General features: G+C 47.8%; 15 protein-coding genes. All 15 read right to left on the bottom strand.

The genetic code is table 11. The features are described from left to right. Positions 1–14: 14 nt before the first annotated feature. A complete protein-coding gene (locus SHEWMR4_RS06850) occupies positions 15–413 on the bottom strand; it encodes a DUF2802 domain-containing protein (protein ID WP_011622093.1) in 399 nt (132 codons plus the stop codon). A 154-nt stretch (positions 414–567) separates the two neighbouring features. Then, a complete protein-coding gene (locus SHEWMR4_RS06845) occupies positions 568–1,062 on the bottom strand; it encodes a chemotaxis protein CheW (RefSeq protein ID WP_011073088.1) in 495 nt (164 codons plus the stop codon). A 7-nt stretch (positions 1,063–1,069) separates the two neighbouring features. Further along, positions 1,070–2,077, bottom strand: coding sequence for a chemotaxis protein CheW (locus SHEWMR4_RS06840; protein WP_011622092.1), 1,008 nt, complete (start codon positions 2,075–2,077; stop codon positions 1,070–1,072). Beyond that, a complete protein-coding gene (locus SHEWMR4_RS06835) occupies positions 2,061–2,852 on the bottom strand; it encodes a ParA family protein (RefSeq protein ID WP_011622091.1) in 792 nt (263 codons plus the stop codon). The genes SHEWMR4_RS06840 and SHEWMR4_RS06835 overlap by 17 nt, the downstream gene beginning before the upstream one ends. A 62-nt stretch (positions 2,853–2,914) precedes the next feature. Beyond that, positions 2,915–3,427: a hypothetical protein gene (locus tag SHEWMR4_RS06830; RefSeq protein ID WP_041409007.1), complete on the bottom strand. Its 513-nt coding sequence runs from the start codon at positions 3,425–3,427 to the stop codon at positions 2,915–2,917. Between the two features lie 13 nt (positions 3,428–3,440). Next, positions 3,441–4,559, bottom strand: a complete 1,119-nt coding sequence (locus tag SHEWMR4_RS06825; RefSeq protein ID WP_011622089.1) for a protein-glutamate methylesterase/protein-glutamine glutaminase — start codon at positions 4,557–4,559, stop codon at positions 3,441–3,443. Positions 4,560–4,577: 18 nt separating this feature from the next. After that, positions 4,578–6,860: a chemotaxis protein CheA gene (locus SHEWMR4_RS06820; RefSeq protein ID WP_011622088.1), complete on the bottom strand. Its 2,283-nt coding sequence runs from the start codon at positions 6,858–6,860 to the stop codon at positions 4,578–4,580. A gap of 15 nt (positions 6,861–6,875) precedes the next feature. Continuing rightward, positions 6,876–7,613 carry a protein phosphatase CheZ gene (locus tag SHEWMR4_RS06815; RefSeq protein WP_011622087.1) on the bottom strand — a complete coding sequence of 246 codons (738 nt, stop codon included), beginning with the start codon at positions 7,611–7,613 and terminating at the stop codon, positions 6,876–6,878. 13 nt (positions 7,614–7,626) lie between these two features. After that, entirely contained in the window at positions 7,627–8,010 is a 384-nt protein-coding gene (cheY, locus tag SHEWMR4_RS06810) for a chemotaxis response regulator CheY (RefSeq protein WP_007649667.1), read from the bottom strand. 47 nt (positions 8,011–8,057) lie between these two features. Then, entirely contained in the window at positions 8,058–8,771 is a 714-nt protein-coding gene (locus SHEWMR4_RS06805; RefSeq protein ID WP_011622086.1) for an RNA polymerase sigma factor FliA, read from the bottom strand. Then, a complete protein-coding gene (locus SHEWMR4_RS06800) occupies positions 8,764–9,645 on the bottom strand; it encodes a MinD/ParA family protein (protein ID WP_011622085.1) in 882 nt (293 codons plus the stop codon). Before SHEWMR4_RS06800 ends, SHEWMR4_RS06805 begins: the two co-directional genes overlap by 8 nt. Before the next feature lie 4 nt (positions 9,646–9,649). Beyond that, on the bottom strand, positions 9,650–11,026 hold the full coding sequence (flhF, locus tag SHEWMR4_RS06795) for a flagellar biosynthesis protein FlhF (protein WP_011622084.1): 1,377 nt from the start codon (positions 11,024–11,026) through the stop codon (positions 9,650–9,652). Between the two features lie 11 nt (positions 11,027–11,037). Then, a complete protein-coding gene (flhA, locus tag SHEWMR4_RS06790) occupies positions 11,038–13,137 on the bottom strand; it encodes a flagellar biosynthesis protein FlhA (protein WP_011622083.1) in 2,100 nt (699 codons plus the stop codon). Between the two features lie 118 nt (positions 13,138–13,255). After that, a complete protein-coding gene (gene flhB, locus SHEWMR4_RS06785) occupies positions 13,256–14,386 on the bottom strand; it encodes a flagellar biosynthesis protein FlhB (RefSeq protein ID WP_011622082.1) in 1,131 nt (376 codons plus the stop codon). Positions 14,387–14,403: 17 nt separating this feature from the next. Next, positions 14,404–15,201, bottom strand: coding sequence for a flagellar biosynthetic protein FliR (fliR, locus tag SHEWMR4_RS06780; RefSeq protein WP_011622081.1), 798 nt, complete (start codon positions 15,199–15,201; stop codon positions 14,404–14,406). Position 15,202: the final 1 nt, after the last annotated feature.

The following is a 15,202-nucleotide window of genomic DNA, read 5'->3' as shown; positions in this document are numbered from 1 at the left end:
GCGATTTTGTCAGCCTATTTTCGATGAAGGCGAATTAACAGCTCAGCCTCAGCTTTAGGTAACTCACACTCTTTAATCAGTTCGTCCACGCCAGCCCCTAACGCGACCATTTTCATCGCTCGGGTATAGAGTTTGGCTTGAGGATCCTGCTGCGTCGACTCTTCGATACGCTCGGATTGTTGATGTAAGCGCTTCTCAAGCTCAATAACACGTCGCCCCATACCGATAGTACCGCTGCGAAGCTCCTGCAACTCCCGTTTAAAGGACTCGCGTTGGCGATCGCCTTCTTTGACCAGCACGGTTAACGCTTCAACTTTACTGCGCAACTTACTCAATTGTTTTTGGAGATAAAGGACTAACCCTAAACACGCAATCACATAAACTAAGGCTGCGATTAAAAATTCATCGCCCATTAATCATCCTTACGCATCACTATAAACTGAAATCAACAATACAACGGGTTCACCAAACGGCGATCAAAACGGTTAAACGATGGCGAAATAAACCGTTTGTATCGTGAAAAGTAAGGACGACAGATTAACTAATCTGTCGTCTCATCATGGAAGCTTAGAGCTGATTTAACTCTGCCCATTCTTCATCGGATAATAACTTGTCTAAGTCGACGAGGATCAGTAGCTCATTATCGCGATTGCTCACGCCTTGGATAAACTTGGCGCTTTCTTCGGTGCCGACATTCGGCGCATTATCAATTTCAGAGCGGCGCAGATAAACCACTTCGGCCACACTATCCACCAAAATACCGATCACTTGTTTCTCTGCTTCGATAATCACGATACGAGTCGAATCATCCACTTCCGCCGATTGCAAGCCAAAACGTGAGCGAGTATCGATAACGGTCACCACATTGCCACGTAGGTTAATAATCCCTAAAACGTAATGGGGTGCGCCAGGCACAGGGGCAATCTCGGTGTAACGCAATACCTCTTGCACCTGCATCACATTGATACCATAAGTTTCGTTGTCTAACTTAAAGGTAACCCATTGCAATACTGCATCATCTTTACTTGCAGCCACGGCCGCGACATTTCTTGTATCTTTCATGTTTACCTCAACCAATGGAGTCCTGACAGCCTAAACCCGCATCAAGCATTTCAACTAAGGCTTGTACGTGCAAAATGCCACACATTTGTTCTTTCACTACACCAGCTAACCAAGGACGTTTCCCCGCTTTGCTGCGCCAGTTTACTTGCGATTTATTAATTTTTACTGCATTAACGAGGGACTCACAAGCTAATCCCCAATTACTGCCTTCTAATAATACAAGATATTGATAATTTACCGATTGCGCCAGTTTATCCGTGTATTTTTCTGGCATCACCCATGCACAGGTATCAACCAGATTTAACTGCTCTTCCCTATGGGTTTGCACCCCTAAAAACCATGAAGGGCGACCGATAATATGATTAATTCGCTCAACCTTAACTATCCCACCAAGACTCACTAAAGGCACAGCTAAGGTTAACCCAGCCACTTTAAAGAATAGTACTTGAAACTCATCATCGAGTACTTCTTGCAGGTCTTTTGTGATACTTGGAGGGGCAAACCCCACCTGAGTCTCGGGTGTTGTCTCAATGTCAATCTCGCTTTCCACCACTGCCGATGGTTGCTCAAATGTGACATTGGCATCGTTTTGCGTTGCGCCAGACGAAATATTCTCGTCATGAGCCACCTCTTGAACTTGAACCACTTCAGGTGCAACCTCGGCCATGGCCTCAGCTGGCTTGTCCTCAACCGTCTTTAATACTGGCGCAAGGAGTTTTTCCAAAGCCTGCTTATTAACTAACGGTGCTGGCTCATCAAGATGAGACATATTGCTGGCAGACTTTGCCTTCTGCGGCTGCACTTCGGCGGCGATTGTCACGCTAGCGTGCGCTTTAGCCTGACTGCGCTCGGCTAAAATGGCGTCATCGAGCAATTGTGCTTCATTTTTTTTCCCTGCCAAGGAAACCGCAGCCTCATTTCGAGGTGCATTTGGGGAAGCTACAGCTTTACTGTCTTCTTCATGCAACAATAATTCAAAAAAATCAAAAACAGTTTCATCAACCGATTTTGACATGGCCAAACTCCCCAGCTAAAAGAAAATCCAATAATCGCTCGTAAGCTTTTACGCCACGACTGCCGCTTGCATAATGGGAAGCGGGTAAATGTGCCAAACTGGCGTCTCTAAACTTAGTATCTACGGGGATCACATCTCGCCAAAGGCTGTCGCCATATTGTTCACTCAGCACCTGCAAGGCTGCAGGTGATGCCTTGGTACGTTTATCATACATAGTGGGTACGACGGTATAGCTATAACGGGTTTTCTTTGACCGCCCCATGATCTCCATGGTTTTCACCATGCGCTCGAGCCCTTTAATGGCTAAAAACTCGGTTTGCACGGGGATCACTATGTGTTGACTGGCCGCCAGCGCGTTGACCATTAATACCCCTAACACGGGTGGGCAGTCCACAATCGCCACATCGTATTCATCCGCTACCAGTGCCAATAAATTACGCAGCACCAGTCCCATGCCTTCTTGATGACCTAAGGCTCTATCGAGGGTGGCTAATGCCATAGTCGCGGGCAGTAAATCTAAGCCATCGACTAAGGTGGGCACTATGTGGGACTTCACTAAGTCAGAACTCAAGTTCTTATGCGCGACAAACACATCAAATAGCGAACCGGGTACCTCTTCAGAGTCTATTCCAAGGTAATAACCAAGCGATGCATGGGGATCGGTATCAATCATCAGTACACGTTTACCCCGTTTAGCGAGCGCGCCCGCTAAACTGGCTACTGAAGTGGTTTTTCCAACCCCACCTTTTTGGTTCGCAATGGTCCAGACTTTCAAAGAACTGACCTCTTAAATGTTGATTTTCGGCTATTCATATGCAGGTTTGCGTAACACAAACATTACTCGCCTTCCCTCGTGGTGACTCTAATGCCACCATTAGGCAAACTAATCACTTTCACCCCATCGGCATTTTCTGAAATCACCACAGGCACATTATTCGATTGAGATTGCGCTGCCGTCGATAGGACAGATGAGGTCTCTGGCCGCAATGATTCAGGCACAGGATCTACCGTGGCTTGCTGCAACGGTTTATCATCAGCTGGTTTCTCGAGCGTTGGCGGAATTTTCGTTTCGGGTGCCGAAAAAGTCTCGGGGCCTAAAGTCACCGCCTTTTGCTCTCCGGGTGAAGCCAGCTTTAACATCGCTTTGGTTTGATCCGGATGGGAAGCGAGCCAAGACGCAATCGCCTGAGCTTGTTCATCCGGTACCATAAGCAAAATCTGTGTCGATTCTAATCGCTTTACATCATCGCGTAATGCCATGATTTTTCGATGATAATCGAGACTTAACGCGGCTAGGCACAATATAGCGATTGCCATTAACACAATGATAAGCAGCATATTTGTGCTTATCTGTGTCTTGGACTTAGCCACGCGCAGACTCTTTTAAAATCGACTCAGCCATATTGTCCAGCGAAATAGACTGAGTAGCTATACCGGCACTGGCCACCGCCTGCGGCATACCATAAACCACACAACTCGCTTCATCCTGTGCCCAAATGGTCGCGCCCGCGGATTTCAGCATACGCGCACCTTCGCGGCCGTCGGCTCCCATTCCTGTCAACACTACCGCCAGCACATCACCGCCAAAGGCTTTTGAGGCAGAAGCAAAGGTGATATCAACACAGGGCTTGTAATTCATCTCAGCGCTTCCTGCCAACACTTTGACACGGCCCGTGACACCTGTCCGCTCAACCATCATTTGCATCCCGCCAGGCGCTAAATACGCGCATCCTGGACGCAATACATCACCATTCGCCGCTTCTTTGACTTCAATCTTACACAAACCATTTAAACGATTCGCAAAGGCTGGCGTAAAGGCCGCTGGCATATGCTGGATAAGCAAAATAGGATGCGGATAATTTGCGGGGAACTGAGTCAAAATTTTCTGCAAAGCAACAGGCCCGCCCGTCGATGTGCCTATCAGCAATAACTTATATTGTTTACCACTTGGACGAATAGATGCAGCATGTGAAGAACGAACTGGTGCAGGCTGCGTATGTGTCGATACCCCACCTAATACTGAACTCGCACTCGAACGAGGTGGCGGCGTTGGTGTGGTAGGACGTACCACAGGACGGAAAATCCGGCGACGACCTAAAGCCTTGACTCTTTGCTGCAATAGCAAAATAGCGTCATCTTTATTGGTCGCGATATCTTCGAATCGCTTAGGTAGAAAATCAAGCGCCCCCGCATCAAGGGCATCAAGCGTGGCCTTGGCACCATCATGGGTCAATGAAGAAAACATCAAGATAGGCGTTGGACACTTCGCCATAATCTCACGGACAGCAGTAATACCATCCATTACAGGCATTTCAATGTCCATTGTAATGACTTGCGGATTAAGTTCGGCAGCCATCTTCACCGCTTCGGCCCCGTTAGAGGCCGTTGCGATCACTTCCAGTTCAGGATCTTGATTGACTATTTCACTAACACGTCGTCTAAAAAAACTTGAGTCATCAACGACTAATACTTTAATGGCCATTCCATTCCTTATTGGAAACTAACTTTTATTTTTCGCATAGTGCTTTAATAATCCTGGGACATCCAAGATGAGGGCAATGCCACCGTCGGATGTGATTGTCGCCCCCGCCATACCCGGCGTGCCATGCAACAATGCTCCCAAGGGTTTAATCACCACTTCTTCTTGTCCAATTAAAGCATCAACAACAAAACCAATTTGCATCATCCCCAGTTGTACAATCACCACATGGCCGTGTTTCTTGTCACCATGTTTAAAGCTGGTTCTATTGCGATGTAACCACTGCTCCAGATAGAAAAGCGGTACGGCCTTGTTGCGGACAATCACAGTGAGTTGTCCATCGACAATATTGGTCTTGGTGAGATCGAGATGGAAAATCTCATTCACACTGGATAAGGGCAATGCAAACACCTGCTTGGCAACGTCTACCATTAAGGTCGGCATAATCGCCAAGGTCAGCGGCACTTTAATCTCAAGTATGGTGCCTTTGCCTTTCATCGAGTCGATATGCACGGTTCCGTTAAGTTGGGTAATACGGGTTTTCACCACGTCCATCCCAACACCACGGCCGGAAATATCTGAAATCTCCACTTTCGTCGAGAAGCCAGGCGCAAAAATCAGGTTATAAGCTTCACTGTCAGTCATCCGCGCCGCGGTATCCTCATCGAGTACCCCACGCTTGATGGCAATTTGCTTTAACTTTTCAGGATCCATACCCGCGCCATCGTCTTCGATTTTCAGCAGGATATGGTCACCCTCTTGGCTTGCAGACAGAGTGATGGTGCCTGTTCTTGGTTTGCCGCTGGCCTCACGGTCATTAGGCATCTCAATGCCATGATCTACCGAGTTTCGCACTAAGTGCACTAACGGATCAGCGAGCGCCTCAACTAAGTTTTTATCGAGGTCGGTCTCTTCGCCCACGAGGACTAAATCAATTTCTTTATTCAGAGTACGAGCTAAATCGCGTACAACCCGAGGGAAGCGACCAAAGACTTTCTTGATGGGTTGCATGCGCGTTTTCATCACAGCGCCCTGCAAATCTGCTGTCACCAAGTCTAAATTCGCTAGCGCCTTAGACATTTCTTCGTCATCACGACTAATGCCTAAACTCAATAAGCGGTTACGCACTAACACTAACTCACCGACCATGTTCATGATTTGGTCGAGTCTCGCGGTATCGACGCGAACAGTTGTCTCGCCTTGAGGTACGTTAGCAGAGGCTGCTGCCGCTGCTTTAGCAGGGGCTTTTTCAGCAACCGCCACATCAGTTTTGGCTTTTACCGCAGGAGGTGTTGCTGGTGCAGCAACACTGGCTTTAGGAGCGGCAGGCGTTGAAGGCGCGACGGCACTTGGAGGCGCTTTAGCGGGCTCGGTTTTAGCTGGAGCAGATTCGGCTTTCGCAGTCACTTTTGCAGGTGCACCGCCTTTACCGTGTAATTCATCGAGGAGACGCTCAAACTCATCTTCAGTGATTTCGTCCGAATCAACAGCTGGAGCGGCAGGCTTTGGTGCAGCGACAACTGCTTCAACTTTTGGCTTGGCAGGCTCTTCCACTTTACCTTTAAACTTGCCAGAACCGTGCAGCTCATCGAGCAGCGCTTCAAACTCGTCATCGGTAATATCATCGCTAGCGCTTGCGGATGTCGCTTGAGGTTTGCTGACATTTTGCACCGCAGGGGCAGCATCTGCTTGTGGCGCAGAAACTCCGGGGCCTTTTCCGGCGCCGTGCAGTGCATCGAGTAATGCTTCAAACTCCGCTTCATCGATTTCATCAATACTGGAATCTGATAGCTCTGACTTCTCAATCGGCATTTCTTCAACTGCGGCGACTTCAACCACAGTTTCTATAACAGGTTCTGGTTCAGGCAGTGACTCAGCTTCGGCATGACTTTGGCCTGATTCGGAAGGAAGCGGCTCACCGGAGCTCAGCATTTTTAATTTAGCCAATAATGCAGGATCGGCGGGATCTTGTTGCTCGCCTTGTTGGGTTTGAGCAAACATAGTGTTAATCGCATCGACAGCTTGAAGAATGATGTCCATTAACTCGGCGGAGACACTGCGCTTGCCTGTGCGTAATAAATCGAAGGTGTTTTCTGCTTCGTGACAGACATCCACCATGGGAGTGAGACTAAGGAAACCCGCACCGCCCTTTACAGTATGAAACCCCCTGAAAATGGCATTTAGCAAGTTAGTATCATCAGGATTGTTTTCAAGCGCGACCAGCTGCTCTTGCAGCAACTCAAGAATTTCGCCCGCTTCAATTAAAAAGTCCTGGAGTATCTCTTCATCTACATCAAAGGCCATCAAATTGACTCCCAGTTAGAAACCCAGACTCGATAGCAGATCATCGACTTCATCTTGACCGGTAACGACGTCTTGACGAAGCTCGGCATTCATTATCGGTCCTTCAGCTTCAATATTATTTTTCTGAGTAATCTGACTCTCAATCACGGGTTGCTCACCAAATACTGTCAGCATAGACACCAGATTACTTTCAACTTCCATCACTAGATCGATCACCCGCCGGATCATTTGTCCAGTCAGGTCCTGAAAATCCTGCGCCATCAAAATCTGGTTGAGCAATTCGCGTAAGCGATTGGAATCCAATTCGCTACGTGACATCAAATGCTGCACATTGTGGCAAAGTGCTTTAAAATCGCTCAGGGCAATTTCACGCCGCATCAACTTATCCCAAGATGGCATCACTTGCTGAATATTCGCCGTTAATGCATTTGCGAGCGGCAAGCACTCTTCTACCGCATCCATGGTTTTATTCGCGGCTTGTTCTGTCATGTCGATGACATAACTTAGCCGTTCCTTAGCATCGGGAATTTCGGTATTCGCGAGTTCAACCAAACGATTGTCAACTTGAAAATCCATTAATGCGCTATGAAGTTGTCTAGTCAATTTGCCAACTTCATCAAAGAGCTCCCTTTGGAGTGGAGCCGCGAGTTCCCTAAATAAATCATCTGCTTGAGCTTGTTCATTCGCGCTTAATAATTCAACTAAACGCTGAGCCTTCTCGAGCGTAATGAGCCCTGATGTTTGTGACTTCATAGCTCATCCCTGCTTAAGCGAGTCGTTCGAATATTTTATCTAACTTCTCTTTTAGTGTTGCTGCGGTAAAAGGCTTAACCACATAGCCGTTAACACCGGCTTGTGCGGCAGCAATAATTTGTTCACGTTTTGCTTCGGCGGTAACCATTAACACGGGCAAATGTTTTAGGGAATCATCGGCTCTAATAGCCTTAAGCAAATCAATACCCTGCATACCTGGCATGTTCCAGTCTGTCACGACAAAATCAAAGTCGCCCTTCTGTAGCATAGGCAGCGCGGTTGAGCCGTCGTCTGCTTCTTGGGTATTGTTAAATCCCAAGTCTCGCAACAAGTTCTTGATGATACGTCTCATTGTCGAAAAGTCATCAACGATGAGAATCTTCATATTCTTGTCCAAGGTTTCCTCCGGTGAGCTGACATTCTGTGCTCAATAAATAATTATACTTATGTCCAATGCTTGAGTTTGCCTTTGAGTCGCAACATTGCCTGACTTAATATCTGGCTAACTCGCGACTCGCTCACCTCAAGAATGGCGCCAATTTCTTTTAAATTCAATGCTTCATCGTAGTATAACGATAGCACTAGCGCATCTCTTTCGGGCAATAATTTTATCGCCTCTACTAATGCTGAATGAAACTGGGTCTCTGCTAGTGCTTCAAATGTACCATCACTCACATTATCGCTCGGAGTGAGTATATCCTGTGATACGCCTAAGTCTTCTATCCCTATGATTTTACCAACAGAAACATCGTTAAGAATATGATGGTACTCATCGAGCGTCATATCAAGTTTTTCTGCAATTTCTGTGTCGCGAGCATCACGACCCAACACTTGCTCTAACTCATCAATGGCTTGAGCAACTCGACGATTATTACGATGAACAGAACGGGGAACCCAATCGCCACGACGGATCTCATCCAACATGGCGCCACGGATCCTTATGCCGGCGAAGGTTTCAAACTTTGCACCTTTGCCACCATCAAACTTGGATGATGCTTCTAATAACCCCATCATCCCCGCTTGAAGCAAGTCATCGAGCTGCACTGAGGCAGGTAATCTGGCAAGCAAGTGATGTGCAATTCTTTTAACCAACGGTGCATACTGTTCAACGATTGACGTTTTACTGTCTAAACAAGTATACGCTGCGGCTTTATTCACTCGTTTTTTCCTCTTGAAAATCTGGTCGCTGAACTAAACGCTCAACGAAAAACTCCAAATGCCCACCAGGTTGCTGTGGTACTGGCCAACTCATGATCTTATTCGCTAGGCCATGGTACGCTATCGCAGCTGGAGACTTAGGATAAGCCTCAACCACTAACTTTTGTTTACGCACTGATTTGCGAAGGTTTTCATCAAATGGAATGGTCGCAACCAGTTCAAGTGCCACGTCCAAGAATCTGTCGGTCACTTTACTGAGTTTAGCAAACAATTCCATACCTTCGCGTAAACTGCGCACCATATTCGCAACAATTTTAAAGCGGAAAACGCCGTGTTCACGGCTGAGAATTTTGATTAACGCATAAGCGTCAGTGATGGAGGTTGGCTCGTCACAAACAACAACCAACACATCCTGTGACGCGCGAGAGAAACTGAGTACCATGTCAGAAATCCCCGCGGCAGTATCCACGATGAGAATATCAAACTGGGTACGCATCTCACTGAAAGCACGAATTAAGCCCGCATGTTGCGCAGGGCTCAACTCTACCATGCCTTGAGTACCCGAGGTCGCGGGGACAATGCCTATGCCCTTAGGACCACGGACAATAATATCATCCAGCTCAGCATCGCCTGAGAGTACATGGGAAAGGTTACGTTCAGCACGGATCCCTAACATGACATCGACGTTTGCCAAGCCTAAGTCGGCATCAAGCACTAAGACACGCTTGCCCTTTTCGGCTAATGCTACAGCGGTATTGATGGACACACTGGTTTTACCCACGCCACCTTTACCACCCGTAACCGCGATTACTTTCACTTTTTCGTTATAGGGTTGATTCATCATACGTAAACCACTTGCTTGATCCAGGGTCATAACTCTACTCAAATGCACAGGTCATATTATCTGACCACGCTGTGTCTGGTAACGATTGTTCTTCAGTGTTTTCTAAGGCCGCTAATGCCTGCTCAGCGAGCAGTAAGGTATCGGCGACTTTCATATCTTCGGGCACTCGCTGCCCATCCGTAACATAACTTAATGGCAACCCACTTTGGATCAACACACTTAATGCGCCCGCTAAAGACACGGATTCATCGAGTTTGGTGAGTACAACACCAGATAAGGGAATGCGTTTAAAGTGATTTACAGCATCTTGCAGCACGCGGCGCTGTCCTGTGGCAGACAGTACCAGATAACTGCGGATAGGTATTCTGCTATTTGCAGTTAAATTATCAAGTTGCTGGTAAAGCCGCATATCTCGTTGACCCATACCCGCGGTATCTATCAATACTAGCTTGCGATTTCTGAACTGATACAGAATTTGTTCTAGTTCAGCAAGGTCATGGGCTTGTTTGACTGGACAACCCATAATTTTGCCATAGGTGGCCAATTGCTCATAGGCGCCAATACGATAATGGTCTGTGGTAATCAAAGCCACTTGATCCGCACCATGATGGGCCGCAAAGCGTGCAGCTAATTTAGCTAATGACGTAGTTTTACCGACTCCAGTTGGACCTACCAGCGCAACAACACCACCTTGCTTAACGATATCATCACCTTGGTTATCAAGCATATTCGCTAGACTTTGTGGCAGTGCACGAACTAATTCTGCAGGGGTATAGTGTTGACTGAGCGCCGCTAACTTGTTCGCGACAGCTGGAGAAAACTCGGCTTCCAGCAACTTTGACTCCAGCATGGCACCGACAGGGTCGATACGTTTTTTATGCTCAGTCATCAATGCTGAAACCTGATGGGTCAACAAATTACGTAAGGATGATAATTCATCGCGCATGGCTTCGAGATCCGCATTTTGCTTTGGCGAGCTCTGCGGTTTCTTATCGAAAGGATTGCCCATATCGCGACGCTCAGCTTTAGGTGCCACAGGTGCTTGTAATCCTTTAGCCCACGCAGGCAGTTCGGCGTCTTGCTGTTGATGGGTGAGCTGTTGGTTTAAACGGCTTTGTTGCTTCTCGAGCAATGCCTGGAGAGAGTCCGCTGGCGCCGATGGTTTTAACTTAGTTTCAGCACGAATCGGCGCTTTAGCACCGAGCGATACTAAGTCATCACTCACATCCATAAAAGTCGGTGCAGCGGCAGGCGCCTTCGCTTTGGGCTCGTCGTAATCAACGGCGGCCACAATCTCAATGCCACCATTGACCTTTTTATTCGACATAATCACGGCATCGGAGCCGAGCGTGTCCTTCACTTGGGCCAGTGCAGCACGCATGTCTTTGGCAAAAAAACGTTTAATCTTCACTTATGCGTCCTCTACTGGCCGACGGCAGACACTATGCGTATTTGCTTTTCATCGGGGATTTCTTGGTAAGAAATCACTCTGAGATTAGGAATAGTATATTTAACAAAGCGAGACAGTGTCGCACGTAACATACCTGACGTTAGCAAAATAGCGGGCTGACCAACCATTTCTTGCTTTTGAGCGGCATCCGCTAAGGATTGCTGCATACGCTCCGCAAGACCAGGTTCGATATTTGGGCCATCGCCACCGGTTGCTTGCATTGACTGATGCAACATCTGTTCCAACTCTGGCGCCAAAGTTATGACAGGTATTTCAAGTTCAGGACCCGAGATCTCTTGAACTATCATGCGCTTCAATGCGATACGTACTGCCGCCGTTAACACTTCAGTATCGTTACTCTTAGTGCCGTATTCTAACAAAGTTTGCACTATGGTACGCAAGTCTCTGACAGAAACTCCTTCATTTAATAGGTTTTGCATCACTTTTACGACATTTCCAAGCGGCATCACATCAGGAATAAAGCCATCCACCAGCTTAGGCGAATGCTTGGCAAGCATATCCATCAGTTGTTGCACTTCTTCATAGCCTAAGAGTTTCGCCGCGTTATTCGTCAATATTTGGCTGATATGGGTAGCCACCACTGTCGCGGCATCCACCACGGTATAACCTAAGGTTTGTGCATGTTCACGCAGCTCAGGGGCAATCCACACGGCTTCGAGACCAAAGGCAGGATCACGCGTTTCGATACCATCGAGCTTACCGTAAACTTGGCCTGGGTTGATGGCGAGTTCGCAGTCATGGCGAATATCCGCCTCTCCAACCACCACGCCCATTAACGAGATGCGATAGGCATTGGGTGATAAATCGAGGTTGTCACGAATATGTACCGCAGGCACCAAGAAGCCCAGCTCTTGAGAAAGCTTTTTACGTACCCCTTTGATCCGACTTAGTAATTCACCACCTTGCCCTTTATCGACTAATGGGATCAAACGATAACCCACTTCCAGACCGATAGTGTCAACATGGTGTACATCGTCCCAGCTAAGTTCTTTAGGTTCTCTTTCGGCTCTTTCCGCTGGGCCCGTTTTGACTTGCTCAAGGGCTTTGGCACGTTTGGCTTCATTACGTTTAAATATAAAGTAAGCGGCACCACCTGTGATCACGGCAAAGCTTAAAAACGCCATGTGTGGCATGCCTGGCACAATACCCATGACAAAGAGTACGCCGGCCGCAATACTGAGTGACTTGTGACTGTCAAACATCTGACTAATCAGCATCTGGCCCATATCGCCAGATTCATTTTGACGGGTCACCATCAACGCCGCGGCGATTGACAGTAATAGACCAGGAATTTGTGCGACGAGACCGTCACCAATGGTTAACAGGGTATAAATTTCAACAGCTTGGGAGAATGTCAAACCGTGTTGCACAATCCCGATAATAAACCCACCGAGAATGTTGATAACCAAAATCATGATACCGGCAATCGCATCGCCCTTCACAAACTTAGATGCACCGTCCATTGCGCCATAGAAGTCGGCTTCGCGGGTCACCTCGGCGCGTCTGGTTCTGGCTTGATCCTGATTAATAATACCTGCGTTCAAGTCGGCATCGATGGCCATTTGCTTACCGGGCATCGCATCTAAGGTAAAGCGAGCACTCACCTCGGCAATACGGCCAGCACCTTTAGTCACAACGGCAAAGTTGATAATGATCAAGATGATAAATACGACCAAACCCACTGCATAGTTACCGCCAATCACCACTGAGCCGAAGGCCTCAATCACCTTACCGGCGGCGTCACCACCATTATGGCCTTCGAGTAATACTACACGGGTCGATGCCACGTTAAGCGCGAGTCGCAGCAGTGTCGCGACTAATAAAACGGTTGGGAAAGCAGCAAAATCTAAAGGTCTGTCGGTATAAATCGCGACAAGAAGAACAATCAAAGCCAAGGCAATGTTAAAAGAGAATAAAACGTCGAGTAGAAACGGCGGGATAGGCAATACAATCATAGCCAATGCCGCAAGCACTAGCATTGGCGTACCTATGCCCTTGAAAGAGCTCAGTTTCAACTGTTTTACTTGGCCTAGGGAGGCTTTAACATCCATTCACAGATACCTAAACTTTGACGTATAACAGCCTGGAAGCAAAAAGCGCGCCAACCGCTAACAGTTCAAGTTATGGTTTTATCTCTGTGAACTATCTCTTCGTTAACTTAACACTCAACTAGTGCTTCAGCTCGTCAGGGATGGGTTGATTAGCAGGGATTGGAATAGGTTTACGGCCACGACCTTTTTGGTACTGGCGTAACTGGAACACATAAGCCAGCACCTGTGCCACCGCGGTAAATAGGCCCTCAGGGATCTGCTGCTCAAGCTTAGTGGTGTGATAAATTGCCCGCGCCAGCGGTGGTGCAGAGACAATCGCAATGTTATGTGCCCTTGCCACTTCGCGGATTTTAAACGCGACTTCATCAACACCTTTAGCGATAACAAAAGGCGCTGCAGAGCGCTTCACATCGTATTTAATAGCCACCGCATAATGCTCAGGGTTCACCACAATCACATCCGCATTGGGCACTTCGGCCATCATGCGTCGCTGCGCTAACTCACGCTGCATTTGGCGTACTCGCCCTTTGACCTCAGGTTTACCTTCGGTGTCTTTATACTCGTCTTTCACTTCCTGCTTAGTCATTTTCAGCTGTTTGTTGTGGTTCCAGATCTGAAACGGCACATCGATCACCACAATGACTAAGACGGAGGAGCAAAGCAGAATAAACATCCACACTAACAAATCCAGCGCATGATGGACGTTACCGGGAAGATGATCGGCTGACAGGAGTAGAATATCGTTAAAATAATGACTGAGTAGTAAATAAGCCGCGATTGCTACCACAGAAAACTTAGCAATCCCTTTGGTTAATTCAACCAAGGCCTGCACACCAAACATCCGCTTAAAGCCAGCAATCGGGCTCATTTTACTGGCTTTAGGCATCATGGCTTGGGTGGAGAAGTTCATCCCGCCAAGGGATACGTTACCGATAAATGCCACCACCACAATCAGTAACATAATCTTAAGTAACGGCCAGCCAATCTCGCTTCCCACGACGCCCCATACATTAAACATCTGGTTCGTATCGAAAATCGCAGCGCGATCCATGGTGAAGACGCGTTCAAACACATTGGACAGCGCCTTCGCAATCCCAGGCCCGAGCATATACAAACCTGTTGCCGCCGAGAGCAACACGGTCGCAGTACCTAACTCTTTTGAGCGGGCTACCTGCCCTTTTTCTCGCGCCTGTTCGAGGCGCCTCCCGGTGGGTTCCTCGCTGCGTTCGCCGCTACTTTCTTCAGCCATTACGCGTTCCTATCCGGTTAGAGTATGCCGTCGGCTTGACACTGAAGCCCTAAAATATCACATAGCAAAAGCTGTGCCGACGCCCAAACCTCTTCGAAATGAGCCATTACAGGGGTCAAGGTTAACCATAAAATGAGCAGTCCACCAATCATAGTGATTGGGAAACCTATCGAGAAGATGTTCAGCTGCGGCGCGGCGCGAGTCATAACCCCAAAGGATAAGTTAACGAGCAGCAAGGCAATAATCGCCGAGAGCGACATGGTCAGTGCCGCGCCAAACATATAGGAGCCCCATTCCGCTAGCGCGCGATAACTCGTCAACGTTAACCCTTGATTCGAAATCGGTAAGGTCTCGAAACTGGCGACTAACATACGGATCATCAACAGGTGTCCATCGACGGCGAGAAAAATCAACGTCGCGAGCAACAAAAAGAAGTTGCCTATCACTGGTGTTTGTTGACCAGAACCGGGGTCGACCATAGAGGCAAAACCTAAGCTGGTTTGCATACCGATGATCTGGCCCGTTAACACAAAGGTTTGCATCACCATTTGGGTTACAAAGCCCATGGCGACACCAATAATAATTTGCTGAGCAGTAATAAAAACAGCGCTTAAGGAAAAGAGCTCCGCATCCTTAACGGGCGGTAATACTGGCGCAATGGCCAGAGTGATAGCCACCGCTAAGAGTAAACGGACTCGAGTCGGGGTTGTCGTAGCACCAAACACCACCATGACCATCAGCATGCTGGTCACGCGAAACAATGGCCACATATAAGAGGCGATGGTTTGCATTAAGGTGTCGAGCAGCAGCTCCATG

It is taken from the genome of Shewanella sp. MR-4 (assembly GCF_000014685.1).
Classification (GTDB): Bacteria; Pseudomonadota; Gammaproteobacteria; order Enterobacterales; family Shewanellaceae; genus Shewanella.
Note: the sequence above shows the minus strand (reverse complement) of the source record. Positions and strands in the feature narration are given on the sequence as shown.